This window comes from Pseudomonas sp. FSL R10-2189 (genome assembly GCF_009600325.1).
In the GTDB taxonomy this organism is placed as follows: domain Bacteria; phylum Pseudomonadota; class Gammaproteobacteria; order Pseudomonadales; family Pseudomonadaceae; genus Aquipseudomonas; species Aquipseudomonas helleri.
This window is the reverse complement of record NZ_WIVZ01000030.1, coordinates 1-20,008: the sequence shown is the minus strand read 5'-3', so window position 1 is coordinate 20,008 and position 20,008 is coordinate 1. Positions and strand designations below refer to the sequence as shown.

Sequence of the window (20,008 nt, the reverse complement as noted above, 5' to 3'; positions counted from 1 at the left end):
AAAAATAGAGTCGTCTGCATCGCGAACAACCTGCCTCGTACGGTTTTTAGCGTTTAACCTGCTTCAACGTTTCGGCAATCAGGAACGCCAGTTCCAGCGACTGATCGGCGTTCATGCGTGGGTCGCAGTGGGTGTGATAGCGGTCTGACAGGCTGTCTTCGGTGATCGGATTGGCGCCGCCAATGCACTCGGTGACGTTCTGTCCGGTCATTTCGATGTGAATCCCGCCGGCGTAGCTGCCTTCGGCTTCGTGGACCTGGAAGAACTGCTTCACTTCGCCGAGGATCTGCGCAAAGTCGCGGGTCTTGTAGCCGCTGCTGGCCTTGATGGTGTTGGCGTGCATCGGGTCGCAACTCCACAGCACTTTTTTGTCTTCGCCTTCAACGGCGCGGATCAGTTGCGGCAAATGGTCACCGACCTTGTTGGCGCCCATGCGCACGATCAGGTTAAGACGGCCCGGATCGTTGTCAGGGTTGAGGATGTCGATCAGGCGGATCAATTCCTCGGTGTTCATGGTCGGGCCCACCTTGACCCCGATCGGGTTGTTCACACCGCGCAAAAACTCGACGTGGGCACCGTCCAGCTGGCGGGTACGGTCGCCAATCCATAGCATGTGTGCCGAGCAATCGTAGTAATCGTTGGTCAGGCTGTCGCGGCGCACAAAGGCTTCTTCGTAGTTCAGCAACAGCGCTTCATGGGCGGTGAAGAAGCTGGTTTCACGCAGTTGCGGCGAGCTGTCCATGCCGCAGGCGCGCATGAAGGCCAGGGTTTCGTCGATGCGGTCGGCCAGTTGGCTGTACTTTTCTGCCAGCGCCGAGTTGGCGATGAAGTCAAGGTTCCATTTGTGCACCTGGTGCAGGTCGGCAAAACCGCCCTGGGCGAAGGCGCGCAGCAGGTTCAGGGTTGCGGTGGACTGGTGATACGACTGCAACAGGCGCTCTGGATCGGGCACGCGGCTTTTTTCATCGAAACCGATACCGTTGACGATGTCGCCGCGATACGCCGGCAACGTGACGCCGTTGATGGTTTCATCGTTGGCCGAGCGCGGCTTGGCGAACTGGCCCGCCATGCGCCCGACTTTGACGACCGGGCAGCCCGCCGCGAAGGTCATGACAATGGCCATTTGCAGCAACACCTTAAAGGTGTCGCGAATCTTGGCTGCCGAAAACTCTGCAAAACTTTCAGCGCAATCGCCGCCCTGCAACAGAAACGCCCGACCTTGGGTGACCTCGGCAAACTGACGGCGCAGTTCGCGGGCTTCTCCGGCAAACACCAGTGGCGGGTAACTCGCCAGGCTTTGCTCGACCCGCAACAAGTGGGCCGCGTCAGGGTAGTGGGGTTGTTGCTGGATCGGCAGGGCGCGCCAGCTGTCAGGGCTCCAGGGTTGGCTCATCGCAGACTCTAGTGTCGAAAGGGGATGGCGCATGTTAGCAGCAATTAGTGCGTGACCTGTTGCGTTGCAATGGCCGACAATCGTGCCTTTGCGCTCGGCATCGAGTGGTGGTTTTTAGCGCGCTGGCCGTGTGTGCCGGGCGCGGCGAGGAGAGGCAATGTCTGAGGAGCGCATAGAGCGCCTGCTCGCTGAAGTCCATGATGACTTCGGCATGATTCGAGTGTTTGAAGTGGAAGACTACCGCTTCCTCGAATTTGGCGATGCGATCGAGCAAAGCTGCGTGTTCACCACGGACCCCAGCTGGCTGGAATACGACTACACCCGCGCCATGCTGATCGGTGCCTTGTGCCATGAAGCGCCAGAGAGCGCCCTGTTTCTGGGGTTGGGTGCCGGGACGCTGACTCAGGCCTGCCTCAAGTTTTTGCCTCTGGAAGACGTCGAAGCCATTGAACTGCGCCCGGATGTACCGCGCTTGGCCATTGAGCACTTGGGGCTGGACGACGACCCGCGGCTGTACATTCGCATTGGCGACGCGGTGGAGCTCTTGCCCAGCGCCGAGCCCGCCGACCTGATTTTCGTCGACCTTTACAACGACCTGGGGCCGGCGCCTGGTCATTTAGCCTGGACGTTCCTGGAGAGCTGCCAGAAAAAACTCCAGCCCAACGGCTGGCTGGTGATCAACCAGTGGGCCACCGACGACGGTAAACCGCTGGGCGCCGCCTTGTTGCGGGGCTTGTTCCATCGTCACTATTGGGAGCTGCCGGTCAAAGAAGGCAACGTCATCTTGCTGGTGCCCGGCGATCTGGATCAGGCGCTCGACATCGGCGCACTGACCGCTCGCGCACAGGCGCTGGCGCCGCGTTTGGGCTATTCGCTCGAAGCGTTGATCAAAGCCATTCGCCCTGCGACCTGAAGCGCCACGGTGAATCGTTTTAGCGACAGGCCCGTAATTGCCGGGCCACGCCCCGTTTTGCGAAGCCCAAATTATCGCAAAAGCCCGGTCTACAGAGGCTTGCAGACGATCGACTGTTAAAAAAGCGCTTTTTTTTTGTGATAAATCCGGTATAGTGCGCGCCGGCCTTTAGCCGGGCCACGTTTAGGTGTTGCACTTCCCGAAGTACGCTTCGGCTGCTCGTCCGTTTCGCGGACTACCCTGAACGCTCCATTCATTTAACGTTTTCGCAAATCCCCGCCGACAAAGCAGCCAGGGCGACTCTTGTAGTCTTACACGGCATGCGCAGCTTTGGAGCATGGGTCTTTGCGGATGCACTTAGAGGCAGACCCATGACCCAGGAAACCGGCGGCTTCGCCGCTTTTGATCTTAACCCGAACATTCTTGCAGCCGTCATCGCGACTGGCTACGAAGAGCCTTCGGCTATTCAGCAGCAATCGATCCCGATCATTTTGGCCGGTCACGACATGATTGGTCAGGCACAAACCGGTACGGGTAAAACCGCCGCCTTTGCCCTGCCTATCCTCAATCGCATCGATCCTGCAAAGCGCGAACCGCAAGCCCTGATCCTGGCGCCAACCCGTGAGTTGGCGCTGCAAGTAGCAACCGCTTTCGAAACCTACGCCAAGCAAATGCCTAGCGTTAACGTTGTGGCCGTTTACGGCGGCGCGCCCATGGGCCCACAACTGAAAGCAATCCGTAATGGCGCACAGATCGTTGTTGCCACTCCGGGCCGTCTGTGCGACCACCTGCGTCGCGACGAAAAAGTATTGGCGACCGTGAACCACCTGGTTCTCGACGAAGCTGACGAAATGCTCAAGCTGGGCTTCATGGATGACCTTGAGGTGATCTTCAAGGCATTGCCTGCTACCCGTCAGACCGTATTGTTCTCGGCTACCTTGCCGCAGTCGATCCGTGCCATTGCCGAGCGTCACCTGCGTGACCCGCAGCACGTTAAAATCCAGACCAAGACTCAGACCGTTACCGCGATCGAACAGGCTCACCTGTTGGTTCACGCTGACCAGAAGACTTCGGCTGTATTGAGCCTGCTGGAAGTTGAAGACTTCGACGCGCTGATCATGTTCGTGCGTACCAAGCAAGCTACCCTGGACCTGGCCAGCGCCCTCGAAGCCAAAGGCTACAAAGCCGCTGCGCTGAACGGTGACATTGCCCAGAACCAGCGTGAGCGCGTTATCGACTCCCTCAAAGATGGCCGTCTGGACATCGTTGTGGCGACCGACGTAGCCGCTCGTGGCCTTGACGTTCCACGTATCACCCACGTGTTCAACGTTGACATGCCTTACGATCCAGAGTCCTACGTTCACCGTATCGGCCGTACTGGCCGTGCCGGTCGCGAAGGTCGTGCACTGTTGCTGGTGACTCCACGTGAGCGCCGCATGCTGCAAGTGATCGAGCGTGTAACCGGTCAAAAGGTTGCTGAGGTCCGCCTGCCGGATGCTCAGGCAGTGCTTGATGCGCGCATCAAGAAACTGACCAACAGCCTGGCGCCACTGGTTGCTGATGCTGAATCGACTCACGGCGACCTGCTGGATCGTCTGACTGCCGATATCGGTTGCAGCCCACGTGCTCTGGCCGCTGCTCTGTTGCGCAAAGCCACCAATGGTCAGGCTCTGACCCTGGCAGCTATCGAGCGTGAGCGCCCACTGGTGCCGAACAGTGCTCCACGTGAGCGTTCGTCCGAGCGCAGTGGCGACCGTCCAGACCGTGGTGATCGCGAGCGTCGTGCTCCGGCTCCATTGGCTGAAGGCCGTGCTCGTTGCCGTACCGCGCTGGGTGCGCGTGATGGTATCGCTGCCAAGAACCTGCTGGGCGCTATCCTCAACGAGGGTGGCCTGGCGCGTGAAGCCATCGGTCGCATTCAAGTGCGTGATAGCTTCAGCCTGGTAGAACTGCCGGAAGAAGGCCTGGAAAAACTGCTGGCCAAGCTCAAAGACACTCGTGTCGCTGGCAAGCAGTTGAAGCTGCGTCGCTACCGCGAAGATTAATCACAGCGTGCTGTGATTGATCACTAAAAAATCCCCGACTGGTTCGGGGATTTTTTTTGCCTGCGGTTAAAGGTGCGATTGATCCCTCGATCAGGGGAGTGGGAGCGGGCTTGCTCGCGATTGGATCGACTAGGTGCAACTGATGTACCGAGTTGTTTGCATCGCGAGCAAGCCCGCTCCCACAGAGGTTTGGCGCATCATTATCCAAACCGGTAGATGTCCATCCCCAGTGCGCCCAAGGTCCAGCCCTGATGCGCAATGCTGAACGGGCCGCCCGCGCCCCGGGCAAAGTACAGCGGCAACAGGTGTTCATCGCTTGGGTGGTTTTTGGCGGCGAACGGCGCCTGTTGCCGGTACTGGTGCAAAGCAGCTCCGTCGTCGGCGGCGAGCTTTTCAATCATCCAGTCACGAAACGCTTTGGCCCACGGCTCGACGCTTTCCGGGCCCGCCTGCCAGTCCAGCTCGCGCAGGTTGTGGGTGATGCTGCCTGAACCAATGATCAAAATGCCTTCACTGCGCAAACTTGCCAGCGCCTGGCCCACTTCATTCAAGCCCGCAGGGCCCATTTGGCTGGGCAGCGACACCTGCACCACAGGAATGTCGGCTGCCGGGTACATCAATGACAACGGCACCCAGGCGCCATGGTCGAAAGGGCGTTTGGCATCCAGTTGCGCGGGCAGGCCGTGTGTGGCCAGCAGTTGCACGATCCGTGCAGCCAGCGCGGGATCGCCCGGCGCTGGGTATTGCACGGCGTACAGCTCACGTGGGAAGCCACCAAAGTCATGCCAGGTCTCTGGCGCAGGGTGGCTGGCAACCCGCAGGTCGGCGCTCTCCCAGTGCGCCGAAAGCAGCACGATGGCCTTGGGCTTTGCAAATTGCGCGGCGAGGCGCTTCAAGGCCGGGCCGCTTTCGCCGGGTTCCAGTGCCAGCATTGGAGAGCCGTGCGAGATATACAGGCTAGGCAGCATGGTGAGGGTTCTCAAGGTTTGGATGCGCTATCTTCAACCTGATCATTGATCTAAATCCAATATAAGTTTTAGCGCTTATTTATCGAATTTGAAGGTTGGTTAAGCGCCCTGAAGCAGGCGCGACGGCAATACCGCCGAATGGCAGGCACAAAAAAGGACGACCGAAGTCGCCCTTTTGAGTAAGCCCGTAGCGGTTAGCCGCGACGACGCAGTGCGTCGATACGCTCTTCCAGAGGCGGATGGCTCATGAACATCCGCGCCAGGCCTTGCTTCAGGCCGCCATTGATACCAAAAGCAGACAAGGTGTCGGGCATGTGCACCGGCAGGCCTTGCTCGGAGCGCAGGCGCTGCAGAGCGCTGATCATGGCGCCAGTCCCGGCCAGGTGAGCACCGGCTTCGTCAGCCCGGAACTCGCGTCGGCGCGAGAACCACATCACGATGGCGCTGGCCAGGAAGCCCAGTACCAGCTCCGCGAAAATGGTCGCGACATAGTAGGCAATGCCACGGCCTTCATCGTTCTTGAAGATCACTTTATCGACGAAATTGCCGATGATGCGGGCAAAGAACATCACAAAGGTGTTCACCACGCCTTGTACCAAGGCCAGGGTCACCATGTCGCCATTGGCGACGTGGCCGATTTCGTGAGCCAGTACGGCTTTCACTTCATCGGGCGAAAAACGTTCAAGCAAGCCCTGGCTAACCGCAACCAGCGCATCATTTTTATTCCAGCCGGTGGCAAACGCGTTGGCCTCGTAAGCCGGGAAAATCCCCACTTCAGGCATTTTGATCCCGGCTTCGCGGGACAGTTGTTCAACGGTTTGCATCAGCCATTGTTCGTGGCGTGTACGAGGTTGAGTGATCACCTGGGTGCTGGTGCTCATTTTCGCCATCCATTTGGAAATGAACAGCGAGAACAAAGACCCTGCAAAACCAAAGACCGCACAGAACACCAACAGCTGATTGAGGTTCAGATCAACCCCGTTGGCCGCCATGAACCCGTTAAAGCCGAACAGGCTCAGGGTGATGCTGGCAATCAGCACGACCGCCAGGTTAGTGGCCAAAAACAGCAGAATGCGCATCATGGTTGTAAGAATCTCCTCGTCTTAAGGGTGTTGCCGCATGCGGGTATATAAGGTGCTGCCTCAGGCTATTCAACCAAGTGACTATTTCAAACTGTGTCCTACAGGTCGAATTGAGCGCTGCGCCAGATATTTCCTAATATGAATAGACCCTTTCTTCAGGCAAAAGTCAGGCTCAAAGCCAATAAATTAAAGGCCCTGCCAGGTTTTAGGTTTTTCGGGTGTGCAGGAAAAGTCGGGAAAGCTAACAAATGAAGATTCTTTCAGTGGACACATGCTGTGCGACTTTTCATTTGTCGCACAGCATGTTCAGAAATTACTGACGGTAGGTCTTCAGAAAGTTACCGATCCGCCCGATGGCCATGTCCAGTTCGTCAACGCGTGGCAGGGTCACCACACGGAAATGGTCCGGCCAAGGCCAGTTGAACGCGGTGCCCTGGACCACTAGCAGTTTTTCCGAGAGCAGCAAGTCCAGAACGAACTTTTCGTCGTTGAGGATCGGGCAGACTTTCGGGTCAATGCGTGGGAAAGCGTACAGCGCGCCCATGGGTTTTACGCAACTGACGCCAGGAATGTCGTTAAGCAGCTCCCAAGTACGGTTGCGCTGCTCCAGCAGTCGCCCGTTGGGCAGCACCAGATCATTGATGCTCTGGTAGCCGCCGAGTGCGGTCTGGATGGCGTGCTGGCTGGGCACGTTGGCGCACAGGCGCATGTTGGCCAGCATGTCGATGCCTTCGATGTAGCTCTGGGCGTTTTGCTTGGGGCCGGAGATCGCGATCCAGCCGGAACGAAAGCCCGCCACCCGGTACGATTTGGATAAACCGTTAAAGGTCAGGCACAGCACGTCCGGTGCCAGCGAAGCGGTGCAAATGTGCACGGCGTCATCGTAGAGGATCTTGTCGTAGATCTCGTCCGAGAACACCACCAGGTTGTGTTGGCGTGCCAGTTCGAGCATGCCCAACAACACTTCCTTGGAGTACACCGCGCCCGTCGGGTTGTTCGGGTTGATGATCACCATGGCTTTGGTGTTCGGGGTGATCTTGGCCTTGATGTCTTCAAGGTCTGGCCACCAGTTGGCTTGCTCGTCGCACAGGTAGTGCACCGGGTGGCCACCGGCCAGAGTTACGGCAGCGGTCCACAGCGGGTAGTCCGGCGCCGGCACCAGCACTTCGTCGCCGTTATTGAGCAGCGCTTGCAGCGACATCACGATCAGCTCGGACACGCCGTTGCCCAGGTAGATGTCTTCAATGCCGACACCTTCGACCTGCTTTTGCTGGTAGTACTGCATCACCGCCTTGCGCGCGCTGAACAGGCCTTTGGAGTCGCTGTAGCCTTGGGCGGTTGGCAGGTTGCGGATAACGTCCTGCAGGATTTCGTCCGGCGCTTCAAAACCAAAAGGTGCCGGGTTGCCGATATTCAGCTTGAGGATGCGCTGGCCTTCCTCTTCCAGACGTTTGGCGTGCTTGAGCACTGGGCCGCGAATGTCATAACAGACGTTGGCGAGCTTGTTTGATTTGCTGACCTGCATGGCGATGGGATCCCGAAAATGAACGATCCAGGCAAGGTGGGCACCTGTGCACTGGGAAATTCTGCGTTGGCGAACACCGCTTGGCCTCAAGAATCCGTTTGAATGCTTACAGAGCGGGTGCCAGACTGGCGCATAACGAGGCGCAATCATACGTGCCACCCGCCCCCTGGAAAAGCCACCGGTCGGGGTTTTTCAGTTGCAGAGGTAGAACCATGGAAAAGTTGAACAAAACCCTGGACGAATGGAAGGCCATGCTCGATCCGGAGCAGTACAACGTATGCCGTCTTAAAGGCACCGAGCGGCCGTTTTCGGGTAAATACAACGGCACCAAAACCGATGGCGTTTATCACTGTATTTGCTGCAATGAACCTTTGTTTGATTCGCGCGCCAAATTTGATTCGGGCTGCGGCTGGCCCAGCTTCTATGAGCCCATTGGGGCGAGCGCGATGTTAGAAATCCGCGACATGAGCCACGGCATGATCCGCACCGAAGTGGTGTGCGCCAAATGTGATGCGCATTTGGGTCACGTATTCCCAGATGGTCCGCCGCCGACCGGGCTACGCTACTGCATCAACTCGGTCTGCCTGGATCTGGTTCCACGTGCTTAATGCCCATTCCTTGAGGTGCTGTCATGACTGATACATTGCTCACAATTCCCTGTACCACCCTCAGCGGCGAGCAAAAGACCCTGGCGGATTACTCGGGCAAGGCCGTGCTGGTGGTCAATACCGCCAGTAAATGCGGCTTCACCCCGCAGTACAAAGGGCTGGAAGCGTTGTGGCAGCAATACAAGGATCGGGGCCTGGTGATTCTTGGCTTTCCATGCAACCAGTTTGGTCAGCAAGAGCCGGGGGATGAAGCGGAGATTTCAGAGTTCTGTGAATTGAACTTTGGTGTGACCTTCCCGTTGTTCAAAAAGGTCGAGGTCAATGGCAACAACGCGCACCCGCTGTTCGTCGAGCTGAAAAAACGGGCGCCGGGGGTACTGGGTTCTGAAGCGATCAAATGGAACTTCACCAAATTTTTGATCGGCCCGGACGGTAAAGTCGAACGCTACGCGCCGGCCACCAAGCCCAGCGCCCTCAAGGCCGATATTGAGAAACTCCTGAAATAACCTCTGTAGGAGCGAGCTTGTCTCGCGATCTTTTAAAGATCAACAGATCGCGAGGCAAGCTCGCTCCTACAGATCTTTTACAGGCACCCAGCTTTCCAGCAGCGCCGCGAGTTCTTCGCGGCGAAACGGTTTTGCCAGGTAGTCGTTCATTCCCGCCGCACGGCAGCGTTCGCGCTCTTCCGGCATGGCATTGGCGGTCAGCGCCACAATCGGCAGGTCTGGCCAGCGTCCGCTCTGGCGAATCCGTCGGCTGGTCTCGTAGCCATCCATCACCGGCATGTTGCAGTCCATTAGCACCAGGTCAAAGTGGCTGTGCTCCAGTTGACCCAGGGCTTCGCCTCCATGGGCCGCAATCACGACTTCGCAGCCCAGTTTGCTCAGCATGCCCTTGGCCACCAATTGGTTGACCGGGTTGTCCTCGACCAAAAGAATCCGCGCGCGGTGCAGCACCGGGGCGCTGCTGACCGGGGGGGCGGGGCTTTCGTCACCTTCTTTTTGCAACAAATGCTGCACCGACTGGTACAGCGCCAGGCGCGACAGGGGGCGGGCTTTTTGTTGCAGCGGGGCGAGGGCGTTGACTTGGTCGCCGGGCATGAAGTTGCCATAGGCGGTGACCAGCAAAATAGGCGCACTGATGGCCGGGCGCAGTTCGCACAAACACTCCGAGCAATCGGTGATCAGTAACTCGGTGTCGACGCCCTCCAGGGATTGCCCGAGTGAGTAGCGCTCATATTCCAGCCCCCACAGCGGCAGGTAGTTGCTGAGCAGCTCGCTGAGGCCGCTGCTTGAAGCGCTCACCGCAATCACCCGCCCGTTGAGCGGTTTGAAGGGGATCGCCGGGGTGTGACAGGGCAAGGGCAGTTCGGCGCAGAACTGGCTGCCAAAGCCGATCTCGGAACTGATGGTCAGCCGCCCCTGCATGGCTTCGCACAGGCTGCGGGTCAGGGCCAGCCCCAGGCCGGTGCCGCCAAACTGGCGTGTGATACCGGCACCCGCTTGGGTGAACGGGCGGAAAATACGTGCCTGGGCTTCTTGGGCGATACCGATGCCGGTGTCGCAGACCTCGATATGCACCAGGTCGTCGTGCCGGCTCAAGCGCACATCGACACGGCCAAAGCGGGTGAATTTGAGCGCGTTGGAGAGCAAATTGCTGACGATTTGCCGCACGCGGGTCGGGTCACCCATGACCAGCACCGGGAAGGCCGGGTCGATCAGGCACGTCAGTTCTACGCTGGGCGCCGCGTTCTGCGAGAGCAGCTTTGCGGTGTCTTCAATCAGCGTGCTGAGGTCGAATGCAATGTGTTCCAGCTCTAATTGGCCGGCGTCGAATTTGGACAGGTCGAGGATGTCATTGAGCAGTTCGACCAGCACTTTGCCCGAGTCGTGGGCAATCGACAGTTGCTGATGCTGCTCGGCGTTCAGCGGGCCGTCCAGGCTCAGGGCGAGCATGCCCAACAGGCCGTTCAAGGGGGTGCGGATTTCGTGGCTCATGTTGGCCAGAAACGCAGCCCGGGCCTGGGCCATTTCAAGGGCGGTGCTGCGGGCGGCTTCCAGCTCTTCATTGGAGTGGCTCAGGCGGAGGTTGCTGGCTTCCAGCTCCTGGGTGCGCGCCGAAACGATGTTCTCCAGTTGCGCGAGGTATTCGGTGAGGCGGTTTTCAGCGGCGCGGCGTTGCTCTATTTCTCGGGTCACAGCATCAAACTGCTGATTGGTCGCATCGACCAGCACCCCGATTTCGTCGTCTTTATGGCCCGGCGGGCATTGCACGCGCGAGGGGTTCGGGTGGCCCGGCTTGGTGTTGCTCAGCTCACCAATGACGCGCACCAGCGGGCGGGTCAGCATGACGTAAAACAGTCCCAGCAGAATAAAGGTCAGTAGAAAGCTGCGGGCAAAACCGCTGAGCAAGGTGACTTCGGCGCGTTGCAAAAAGCGCGCACCAAAGGGGTAGGTGTCTACCTCAAGGTGCAACTCACCCACGCTTTGTTCGGGTAAGTGATTGAAATACAGCCGGTCGTCGAAGTTTCGGGTGTCACCAAACAAAAAATCGCTCAGGGCACGATAACGCCCGCCCTCAGGCGAGTCGCGAACCTGCGCGAGGGTGTTTTTGTCGTTGTCACTGATCTGCACGCCGGTGGTGATGGCAGGGGAGCGCAGCAGCCCCATGGCCAGCTCTTGGGCGAGTTCTGTGTCGAGGTTGTAGGCAATGCGCGAAGCCGGATTGTGACTGATGTCCAGCAGGGATTGGATTTCCCGGTTGATGGCAGCGTTTTCACTGGCATAATCGATGCCGATTTGCACCAGGCTCAGCATCGTCCCCAGAGCAAACCCGACCAGCACTGTCAGCCTTGCTTGCTTGAAAGACAGACGATGGGTGAATTTTATGTCCATTGGGTGCTGCACCTGTTCCCATTCCCTTACCGGTCGCAAGAATAGTCGAAGTGCGGGGTAACTTGTTGGTGGGCGTGCGGTTTTTTCAATTAACCGAATCGTCCTACATGTCGAACGAACGTTCAGCGTCTGGCGTGTCAATGCGCAATCACTGTGTAGCTGTTTGTGGAGATGAAATGGATCCTAAACTGAGTGCTTTTCTGGAGCGCGCCGAAGCCGTTCTGGCTCGCCTTGAGCCTTTGTTGCCCGCGACTCGCCAGGCGATTGAATGGGACACCTGCCTGGCTGCTCGCTGGCAGCGTGATGGCCGTACGGGGTATTTACTGCCGCTGGACGTCAGCCTGGAAATGCGCCTGACGGACTTGATCGGCGTCGATAAACAGCTCGATCAACTGGGGCGCAACACCAAACAGTTTCTTGACGGTTTACCGGCTAACCATGCCTTGCTGTGGGGCTCACGCGGGACCGGCAAGTCTTCACTGATTCGCGCCTTGCTCGCTGAATATGCGGGCGCAGGGTTGCGGCTGATTGAAATCGAGCGTGATCACCTGGCGGACCTGCCGCGGGTGGTCGAGCAGTTACAAGGTTTGGCGCAGCGTTTTGTGCTGTTTTGCGATGACTTGTCTTTTGAATCGGGCGAGAGCGATTACCGGGTGCTGAAAAGCGTCCTTGATGGCTCGCTGGAGCAAGCGCCGGACAACGTTCTGCTGTACGCCACGTCGAACCGTCGGCACCTGGTGCCCGAAAAAGAGAGCGATAACGAAAACTGGAAGAACGTCGACGGTGAACTTCACCCCAATGAAGCTGTGGAAGACAAGATTGCCCTGTCTGACCGTTTTGGGCTCTGGCTGTCGTTTTATCCGTTTACTCAAGAACATTACCTGAGTGTGGTTGAACACTGGATCAACGTGCTGGCCAGCAAGGCCGGGCTGCAGTGGCAACGCGATCAGGCGCTGGATATTTTGGCCGTGCGCTGGGCAACCGGGCGCGGCAATCGTAATGGCCGCTGTGCTTATCAGTTCGCGCGCTACTGGGTTGGTTTGAAATTGTTGGAGCAGACGAATGATTGATTTAAACGCCACCGGCGAGGGTCTGGACGGCTACGCACTGCTGAAGGCGCAACTGGAGTCTTTGCTGGCCGATGAGCGGGACTTTATTGCCAACGCTTCACAGTTTTCGGCGTTTTTGTTTAACCAGCTTGAAGACTTGAACTGGGCCGGGTTTTACCTCAATCGCAACGAAGAGCTGGTGCTGGGGCCGTTCCAGGGGCAGATCGCCTGCGTGCGTATTCCGTTTGGCCGTGGTGTGTGTGGCACCGCCGCGGCCACCCGGCTGACTCAGCGCGTTGAAGATGTGCACGCATTTGCCGGGCACATCGCGTGTGACAGCGCTTCGAACAGCGAATTGGTCGTGCCGTTGATCAAGGACGGCCGCCTGATCGGTGTGCTGGACCTGGATAGCCCGAGCATCGGCCGCTTCACCGAGCAGGATCAACAGGGCATTGAAGCGTTGGCGGCGATATTCTTGCGTTTGAGCGACTGCTGATCAGCGCAACATCCGTCAGCTGATCCCCGCCTTGAGCAGCAGTTCGTCGACATTGACCGGGTCGATTTGCTGCGGTTCAAGGTAGCGGCGGGCGTACTGCATAAACACCTTTTCGCGCATAAACAGCTCAAACAAGGGCGGATCTATGTGCCCGTCAAGGCACATGCCCGCCATGATTTTAAGCGCCTCACTCAAGGTTTTGCCCCGCTTGTAAGGCCGGTCCGAGGCTGTAAGGGCCTCGAAAATATCGGCAATCGCCATCATTCGTGCCGCCAGGCTCATCTCGTCACGGTTCAAGCGTTTGGGGTAACCCTTGCCGTCCATCCGTTCATGGTGCCCACCGGCTATCTCGGCAATGTTGCCCAGATAGCTGGGGAAGGGCAGGCGGCTGAGCATGAGGATGGTTTGCACAATGTGATTGTTGATGATGTAGCGCTCTTCAGCGGTCAGCGTGCCCCGGGTGATGCTCAGGTTGTAGAGCTCGCCGCGATTGAACTTGTACTGCGGCACCTCCAGCTTGAAGCCCCACGGGTTGTCGCTGGCAATCAGTTCTGACTCATTGCGGGTGAACAGGTGCTCAGGCTTGTCGGCCAGCAGCCTTTCAGTCAACGGCAAACTCTGCTCTTCGCGGGTCGCCTGGCGTTTGTTTTCCTCCCATGACACGCCCAGCCGGTCATCCAGGGTGCGGGTCCAGGTTTGCCGGGCAATGCTGTCCAAACGCTGCAAATCGGCCTCGGCCATGGCTTCACCGCCGACATTGCTGCGGGCGACAAAGGCAAAATCATCATCCAGCTCGGCCAGGCGGGCGTCACGCTGTTGTGCTAACGGCGGCTCGTCACCGCCGTTGGCCAGTGCTTGCCAGTAGGTGATCCACGCGTCGCGCTTGAGCACCTCAAATCGGGTGCGAATTTCATGTATGCGGTCGTACAGGGTTTCAAGTTTGGTGGCTTTGTCGACCACGTATTCGGGGGTCGTGACTTTGCCGCAATCATGAAGCCAGGCGGCAATGTGCAGGGCTTCCCACTCTTCCTCGGTAGGGTTGTAGTGGGCAAACTGCGGGCCTTGGTCCTGTTCAGCGGCTTTGGCCAACATAAAGGTCAATTCCGGAACCCGCTGGCAATGCCCGCCGGTGTACGGGCTCTTGGCGTCAATCGCCCCCGCCACCAGTTGAATAAAGGCATTGAGCAACTGCTTTTGGCGCTCTTGCAGGCGCTGGCTCTCGATCGACACCGCCGCCGCCCCGGACACCGCTTTGATAAAGGCAATGCGTTCTGCGCTGAGCGGCTCCTGTTCGGTATGGGGGGCGCTGTTGTTGAGGATCAAGGCCAGCACCCCCACGGTTTCGCGGTGACGGTTATGCAGCCGAATCCCGATCACATGGATGTTTTGGCTGTCGAGCTCGCGCATCACCGGTGCCAGTTCCCCCGCGTGTTCGAGGTCCAGGGTGCACACCACGCTGTCCTGACCTTGACTCAGGGTGCGCAACCATTGCGGGGTTAGATCGCTTTGCGGGTTGATCACGGCATGGGACAGGGTGGCGAGATCGTACGGTTGGTCATTGATTATCAGGCCTTTAAGTTCCAGGTCGGCACTGTCGTTTTCAGTCAGGTAGATCAAGCCTGCCTGAGCCTGGCCAATCTTGATCATTTCAACCATCACCGACTGCAGAAGTGGCTCAAAGCGGGTGTGCGCCGAAAGGCTGGCGGTGATCTCAAAGAAACTGGCGAGGGTTTCTTTCATTCGCCGCATCGACACGGCCAGTTGATGGATCTCCAACACGGGGGACTGCTGTTGCAGCGGGTAATTGAAATCGAAGCTGCGAATCGCGTTCGCCTCCTGCACCAGGCCTTTCAGTGGTTTGACCAACAAGCGTGAGGTCATCCAGCCCAATGGCAGGCACAGCAGCAACATTGCAAACGCCACCAGCGTGCCTTGCCAGCGCAGCCGATAGGCGTCGGCCAGCAACTCGTCTTCCGGCACCATGAGCGCCAGTTGCAGGCCGTTGGAACCGCCATCCTGCACCTTGGCCGACGACACGATCCATTGGCGCTGGCCGTCATCAAGGTGGTGATTGGCGTCTGCACCCTGGTTGATCAAACGCTCCAGGGCCGGATTGAGGGACGTGACCTTGGCCAACTGCGTGGGGCTTTCTGCGCTAAACAGCTTGGCGGTGTCCGGGTACGCCACCGCCTGACCGCTCTCATCGAACAGGACGATTTGTGTGTTGGGGGTGATCAAGTGTTTGGCGAGGGTACTGGACAGCTCGGACAGCGTCAGGTCGGCGGCGATCACCGTCTTGGCCGAGCTGCGCTTGGACAGGGTGGTCCCGATTTCACCGGTCGAGAAAAACAAGTACGGGCTGGTAGTGGATTGATCGTTACTGGCGTGGCTTGGGATATACCAACTGCGCTTGCGCGGGTCGTAGCTGTCATTAATGGCGGTGCGCTGTGCCAGCAGCGTCAACGATTCGTCATAAAAAAGCCTGGTCGATTCGGTGCCCTGGGTTTTGCCCGAGCGTTGCACGGACCACACCTCATAAGCGGCTTGGGCGGGGGCTTTTTGCCGATTTTTGATCGCCTCTGTGCGCAAAGGGCGGACCTGGAAAAAATTGCCCTGATTGTCGCCCATGTACAACGCTGACAACGCCGGGTTGTCATCCAGTGCCTGGACGAAGGTGGGGAGCAGCTCCATCCGGGCGTCAAATTGATCGGTCTGCACCGCCGGGTTGCGCGCCAGCAAGTTCAAGGTGTTGCGCAGCGGCTGATAGGTGTTCAGCAGATCCAGTTGCACATCCTGCTCGATCTGGTCGAACAGCTTCTGGCTGCTATCGAGGATGATGCGGGTATTTTGCAGGTAGTTGAAAACACCCAGTGCGACGCCCATCAGGAGCAGCAATAAGGTGAACACCACGCTGATATGAATATGCAGCGGAAACTGCCGCTGATGAGCGGGCACGGTAAAAGGCATGACATGTCTCCGCAGGCATCAGGGCGCTGATGCCTGTAAGCATAGTAAGCCGTGGCCAATCTGCCTGTGGATTGGCCGTTTTGTGCAAACAAATAGTCAGGTGGCTGCGGCGCGCTGGGCCAGCTCGCGCAGCAATGTCAGCTCAAGCGTCCTCATGGCGTGTTGTACGCCCAGACTGCAATCCTGGAGAGTGGCCTGGCTGGCGTGTTCGAGACGTTCACACTGGTTGATCAGTTGCACGGCCCCGACGATACGTGCTGCGCCTTTGATCCGGTGCGCAATGGCGGCAAACGGTTCCAGACCGTCCTCAACAGTCAGTTTGCTCAGGGTGCTGAGGTCCTGCTGGTTAGTGCGCAACAGCTCTTCGAGCAGCAGCTTTATCCGCTTGTCATCCTGGCCGGACAGCGCGTAGAGATTATCAATGTTGAAGACGTCCGTTGCGCAGGTCAGTGGCTCAAGGGCGGTTAATCGCTGGCTCAGCAAGGTCAGGCTGATGGGTTTGAACAGGCAGTCATTCATGCCCGCTTCAAGGCAGCGCTGGCGCTCTTCGGGTTGCGCGTTGGCGGTAAAGCCCAGGATGGTGCAAGGCACGTGCTGTGCGGCGTGTTCGTGGCGGCGAATAGCACGTGTGAGGTCGTAGCCGTTCATGACGGGCATGTTGCAGTCGGCAATCACCAGGTCGAAAGCGCCGCCTGTCCACAGTTCCAGCCCGGCTGCGCCATTATGCGCCGTGGTGAACTGGTGCCCCAGGTAACTCAATTGCTGGCACATCAGTAAGCGATTGGCCGGATGGTCATCCACCACCAGCACATTCAATTGCCGAACGGCGGGTGCAATGGCCGGTTCTTGTGCCTCGGTTTTGGCGCACGGTGCGAGGGTCTTGACGGTGAGTTTGATGTGGATCTGCGTACCGATGTCGGGCTGGCTGTTCAAGTTCAAAGTGCCGCCCATCATCTGGCACAGGCTGCGGCAAATCACCAGGCCCAGCCCCGCACCGCTGAGCGCCAATTGGCCGCAGTTTTCTGCCTGGGCAAAGGGTTCAAACAAGCGGGCCTGATCGAAGGTGCTGATGCCAATCCCGGTATCGATGACGTTTAACTGCAACTCCACCTCGTCAGCAATGCCGGTCGCCAGCATCTTCAGTTCAAGCGTGACCTGGCCGCGCTCGGTGAACTTGATCGCATTGCTGACCAGGTTGGTCATGATTTGCTTGAAGCGCAGGGGGTCGAGCAGCACATCGGGGGCATTGTCTTCGGGGGCGAAGATCAGCACCAGGCTGAGGTTCTTTTGCCGGGCCAGGCCATCAAACACCCTTACCACCGAGTTGGCCAGCTCGCGCAGGTTCACCCGCTCCGTGCTCAGGTTGAGTCGCCCGGACTCGATGCGGGCGATGTCGAGGATGTCGCCGATCAACTCCAGCAAGTCTTTGGCCGAGTTGTAGGCGACCTCAATGGAGGGGCGTTCCAGATAGCCCTGATCGGCGCGCTTCAAGGTGAGTTCAAGCATGCCGATGACGGCGTTCATCGGTGTGCGGATTTCATGACTCATAGTCGCCAGAAAGGTGCTTTTGGCGCGGTTGGCGTCATCTGCCTGTTCTTTGGCGGCGCGCAGTTCATCCATCAATTGGCGTCGGTCGCTGATATCAATCCAGCCACCGATAATGCCCTGGACTTCGCCCAAGGAGTCCCGATACGGCAGGATCCAGTGGTAAATGGTTTGCGTCTTGCCACCGATATGCAGCGGTCGGTCAACGATCTTCGGCGTGCCTTCGCGCATTACGCGCTGGTAATCCGCCTCGTAGTCATGGGCTTCATGCTGATTGTTGAGCAGGCTTTGGGTTTGCATCACGTTTTTGCCGATCACGTCTTCGCGACGGGCCGAGAAAGCCTGCAAATAGCTGTCGTTGCAGGTTTGCAGAATGCCGGCGCGGTCGCGCACATAAATGGGGTGCGGGGTGCCATTGACCAGCGCACTCATGAACTCAAACTGGTCGCTGAGCGCGCGCTCGGCTTTTTTTCGCTGATTGATCTGGCGGCGCATGTACGCATTCCAGACCAATGACAGCAACAGCAGCAGGCTGGTGCCAATAATGATCTGATAAATCAGGCGATGGTAATTGCGCCAGTAACTGTCGGACGCCGGCACATAGCCGCGCCAGCGGCTGTTGATTACGCCCAACTCGTCGGGGCCAATGCTTAGCAGGGCTTTATTGAGTATGGAGCCGAGTTCGGTGGCATCCCGGGCTGTGGCGAGGGAGAACATGGCCGGTTGGGTGCCCAGGGTTGTGCTGATCTGCAAGCGGTCCTGGAACAGTTGCGAGGCGAGCAGGTAGTTGGCAATGACCAGCGTATTGACGGCGCCATCAGCTTTGCCTTCGGCCAGTAATTCAGTGGCCTGGTAGATGTCATCGGTCTCGACCAGGGTGATCTGCGGGTACTCGGCAACCAGGTAGTCGGTCAACGGGTTGCCGTGGGTCAATGCCAGACGCTTGCCGGCCAGTTGATCGAGGCTGGTGGGTTGCTCCGCACCTTTGCGGCTGAGCAACACAAATGAGTTTTCGAGATAGGGACGACTGAAGGCCAATGCGCTTTCTCGCGAAGCGGAGGGGCTGATGGCCGAAATGATGTCGGTATCGTGTTGCTGAACCATGTGCATCATGGTGCTGAGGCTGCGCTCGCGCTGGATTTCGAAGCGCAACCCGGTGCGCAGGCGCACCACTTCCAGGAGGTCAGCGGTAATGCCGCGGAAATTGCCGTCGGCATCAAAAAAAGTCAGGGGGGCCAAGGTTTCATTGACCGCCACTTTGACCACCGGGTGCTTGACCAGCCAACGCTCTTCGCGCTCAGTGAGTTGCAGTTTTTGATCGGTAAGCAGCAGGTCGCTGCCTGCGCTCCAGCGTTTGGCAATGCTTTCACGTTCGCTGTTGGGCACGGCCAACAGGGTGGCGTTGATCATGTCGAGCAATTGCGGATTGTCGCGGCGTACGGCAAAGCTGAAGCCGTGGGCTTCATGCTTGCCAAAATTGGCCATTTTGATGTTCTTCAAATAGCCCTTGTTGATCATGTAATGGGTAGAGATGGTGTCACCCAAAAACACGTCGGCCTGATCGAACGCCACCGAGTTAATGGCGTTTTGCGTAGAGGGGTAAGACTGGATGATGGCGTTGGGGTAAAGCGCCTTGACCTCATCCAGTGGCAAATAGTGGTAGACCATGCTCAGCCGCAGGCCCGCCAGGCCGTCAGAGAGAGAGCGGGTCTCCCCCTCACGGGTGACCAGTACCGGCTGGTCGATGGCATAGGGGGCTGAAAGCAGCAGGTTTTGATTGGCCGCTTCAAAACCATTCGACGTGCCCAGCACGTCGATGCTGCCGTCTTCCAGTGCCTGGATGGCTGCATCGCGAGACGCGAAGCGTTTGACTTTGATCGATACATTCAGTGCTTTAGCGAGGATGCCTGCGTAATCAGCGGTCAGGCCTTCGAAATCCTGACCGCTGACGGTCATGTCAAACGGTGGGTAATCGGGGGCGGAGGCCCCCAACTGTAATTCACGTTTTTCGTGTAACCAGTAACGCTGTTGTTTATCCAGCGGGACTTCCATGTGATAGGTGCCCGAGCGGCTGAGCAGGGGAAAGCTTTCGGGTTTGGGTAACTCGGCAAACACGGGTGCGCACAGGAGCAGTCCTGCGAGCAGATAAAGGTAATACGTTAACCGCATGGGCATCCTGTTTCTCACACTAGGGCGTTGCGTTTAGCCAATTCAATGAGGTCGACCAAAGAATTGGCTTTAAGTTTTTGCATGAGCCGTTTTTTATAAGTACTCACGGTTTTATTGCTAAGAAACATACCCGTGGCGATTTCCTTGTTTGTTTTGCCTTGGGCGAAGAGCTTGAGAACCATCAGTTCCCGGTCGTTGACCAATTTGAACAGCTCAAGCTCCGAAGAGTTGTGCCCTTCAATATTTTCAGGAGTCAATGCTTGACTTGGGAAGTAATTGGGCTCTTCGCATTTAAGGGTGTAGAAAAAATCTGACCGGCTGGAAAAGGAGTCGAGGATCTTAGAAAATGTAAGC

At 58.0% G+C, this 20,008-nt stretch carries 14 protein-coding genes; 6 read left to right on the top strand and 8 right to left on the bottom strand.

The features are described 5' to 3' along the window. Positions 1–46 precede the first annotated feature (46 nt). Positions 47–1,393 carry a class II 3-deoxy-7-phosphoheptulonate synthase gene (locus GHO32_RS19415; protein ID WP_153334197.1) on the bottom strand — a complete coding sequence of 449 codons (1,347 nt, stop codon included), beginning with the start codon at positions 1,391–1,393 and terminating at the stop codon, positions 47–49. A gap of 157 nt (positions 1,394–1,550) precedes the next feature. Here GHO32_RS19415 and GHO32_RS19410 point away from each other — a divergent pair, with 157 nt between their 5' ends. Then, positions 1,551–2,306, top strand: coding sequence for a spermidine synthase (locus GHO32_RS19410; RefSeq protein ID WP_153334199.1), 756 nt, complete (start codon positions 1,551–1,553; stop codon positions 2,304–2,306). Between the two features lie 371 nt (positions 2,307–2,677). Next, positions 2,678–4,351, top strand: a complete 1,674-nt coding sequence (locus GHO32_RS19405; protein WP_153334201.1) for a DEAD/DEAH box helicase — start codon at positions 2,678–2,680, stop codon at positions 4,349–4,351. A gap of 200 nt (positions 4,352–4,551) precedes the next feature. Here the strand turns inward: GHO32_RS19405 and GHO32_RS19400 are convergent, their stop codons facing one another. The 3 genes from GHO32_RS19400 to GHO32_RS19390 form a co-directional block, all read right to left on the bottom strand. After that, the gene (locus tag GHO32_RS19400) at positions 4,552–5,319 is read right to left on the bottom strand and encodes a class III extradiol ring-cleavage dioxygenase (protein WP_153334203.1); all 768 of its coding nucleotides are present in this window, start codon (positions 5,317–5,319) and stop codon (positions 4,552–4,554) included. 194 nt (positions 5,320–5,513) lie between these two features. Next, positions 5,514–6,401 carry a protease HtpX gene (gene htpX / locus GHO32_RS19395; protein WP_048391298.1) on the bottom strand — a complete coding sequence of 296 codons (888 nt, stop codon included), beginning with the start codon at positions 6,399–6,401 and terminating at the stop codon, positions 5,514–5,516. Between the two features lie 313 nt (positions 6,402–6,714). Further along, the gene (locus GHO32_RS19390) at positions 6,715–7,926 is read right to left on the bottom strand and encodes a pyridoxal phosphate-dependent aminotransferase (RefSeq protein ID WP_048368739.1); all 1,212 of its coding nucleotides are present in this window, start codon (positions 7,924–7,926) and stop codon (positions 6,715–6,717) included. Positions 7,927–8,138: 212 nt separating this feature from the next. Between GHO32_RS19390 and msrB the strand changes: the two genes are divergently transcribed. Both msrB and GHO32_RS19380 read left to right on the top strand, forming a co-directional pair. Next, positions 8,139–8,534 carry a peptide-methionine (R)-S-oxide reductase MsrB gene (gene msrB / locus GHO32_RS19385; protein WP_153334205.1) on the top strand — a complete coding sequence of 132 codons (396 nt, stop codon included), beginning with the start codon at positions 8,139–8,141 and terminating at the stop codon, positions 8,532–8,534. A gap of 23 nt (positions 8,535–8,557) precedes the next feature. Beyond that, complete coding sequence (locus GHO32_RS19380) at positions 8,558–9,040, top strand: glutathione peroxidase (protein ID WP_153334207.1); 483 nt, start codon at positions 8,558–8,560, stop codon at positions 9,038–9,040. A gap of 66 nt (positions 9,041–9,106) precedes the next feature. On the opposite strand, the gene GHO32_RS19375 is transcribed toward GHO32_RS19380, so the two are convergent. Next, positions 9,107–11,428: a response regulator gene (locus GHO32_RS19375; RefSeq protein WP_153442965.1), complete on the bottom strand. Its 2,322-nt coding sequence runs from the start codon at positions 11,426–11,428 to the stop codon at positions 9,107–9,109. 176 nt (positions 11,429–11,604) lie between these two features. Here GHO32_RS19375 and GHO32_RS19370 point away from each other — a divergent pair, with 176 nt between their 5' ends. Then, positions 11,605–12,498 (top strand): ATP-binding protein, encoded by an 894-nt coding sequence (locus GHO32_RS19370; protein WP_153334211.1) that lies wholly within the window; start codon positions 11,605–11,607, stop codon positions 12,496–12,498. Continuing rightward, the gene (locus GHO32_RS19365; protein WP_048368734.1) at positions 12,491–12,973 is read left to right on the top strand and encodes a GAF domain-containing protein; all 483 of its coding nucleotides are present in this window, start codon (positions 12,491–12,493) and stop codon (positions 12,971–12,973) included. Before GHO32_RS19370 ends, GHO32_RS19365 begins: the two co-directional genes overlap by 8 nt. Before the next feature lie 15 nt (positions 12,974–12,988). Here GHO32_RS19365 and GHO32_RS19360 read toward each other — a convergent pair whose 3' ends face one another. The 3 genes from GHO32_RS19360 to GHO32_RS19350 all read right to left on the bottom strand — a co-directional run. Beyond that, complete coding sequence (locus GHO32_RS19360; protein WP_153334213.1) at positions 12,989–15,940, bottom strand: HD domain-containing phosphohydrolase; 2,952 nt, start codon at positions 15,938–15,940, stop codon at positions 12,989–12,991. Between the two features lie 96 nt (positions 15,941–16,036). After that, positions 16,037–19,660, bottom strand: a complete 3,624-nt coding sequence (locus GHO32_RS19355; RefSeq protein WP_153334215.1) for a transporter substrate-binding domain-containing protein — start codon at positions 19,658–19,660, stop codon at positions 16,037–16,039. An 8-nt stretch (positions 19,661–19,668) separates the two neighbouring features. Further along, positions 19,669–20,008, bottom strand: a 340-nt coding sequence (locus GHO32_RS19350) for a response regulator transcription factor (protein ID WP_256678619.1), incomplete at its 5' end; no start/stop codon positions are given.

Coding starts and splice junctions, on each gene's coding strand:
- GHO32_RS19415 (WP_153334197.1), bottom strand. CDS start 1,393: ATGAGCCAACCCTGGAGCCCTGACAGCTGGCGCGCCCTGCCGATCCAG.
- GHO32_RS19400 (WP_153334203.1), bottom strand. CDS start 5,319: ATGCTGCCTAGCCTGTATATCTCGCACGGCTCTCCAATGCTGGCACTG.
- htpX (WP_048391298.1), bottom strand. CDS start 6,401: ATGATGCGCATTCTGCTGTTTTTGGCCACTAACCTGGCGGTCGTGCTG.
- GHO32_RS19410 (WP_153334199.1), top strand. CDS start 1,551: ATGTCTGAGGAGCGCATAGAGCGCCTGCTCGCTGAAGTCCATGATGAC.
- GHO32_RS19365 (WP_048368734.1), top strand. CDS start 12,491: ATGATTGATTTAAACGCCACCGGCGAGGGTCTGGACGGCTACGCACTG.
- GHO32_RS19390 (WP_048368739.1), bottom strand. CDS start 7,926: ATGCAGGTCAGCAAATCAAACAAGCTCGCCAACGTCTGTTATGACATT.
- GHO32_RS19375 (WP_153442965.1), bottom strand. CDS start 11,428: ATGGACATAAAATTCACCCATCGTCTGTCTTTCAAGCAAGCAAGGCTG.
- GHO32_RS19405 (WP_153334201.1), top strand. CDS start 2,678: ATGACCCAGGAAACCGGCGGCTTCGCCGCTTTTGATCTTAACCCGAAC.
- GHO32_RS19380 (WP_153334207.1), top strand. CDS start 8,558: ATGACTGATACATTGCTCACAATTCCCTGTACCACCCTCAGCGGCGAG.
- msrB (WP_153334205.1), top strand. CDS start 8,139: ATGGAAAAGTTGAACAAAACCCTGGACGAATGGAAGGCCATGCTCGAT.
- GHO32_RS19355 (WP_153334215.1), bottom strand. CDS start 19,660: ATGCCCATGCGGTTAACGTATTACCTTTATCTGCTCGCAGGACTGCTC.
- GHO32_RS19370 (WP_153334211.1), top strand. CDS start 11,605: ATGGATCCTAAACTGAGTGCTTTTCTGGAGCGCGCCGAAGCCGTTCTG.
- GHO32_RS19360 (WP_153334213.1), bottom strand. CDS start 15,940: ATGCCTTTTACCGTGCCCGCTCATCAGCGGCAGTTTCCGCTGCATATT.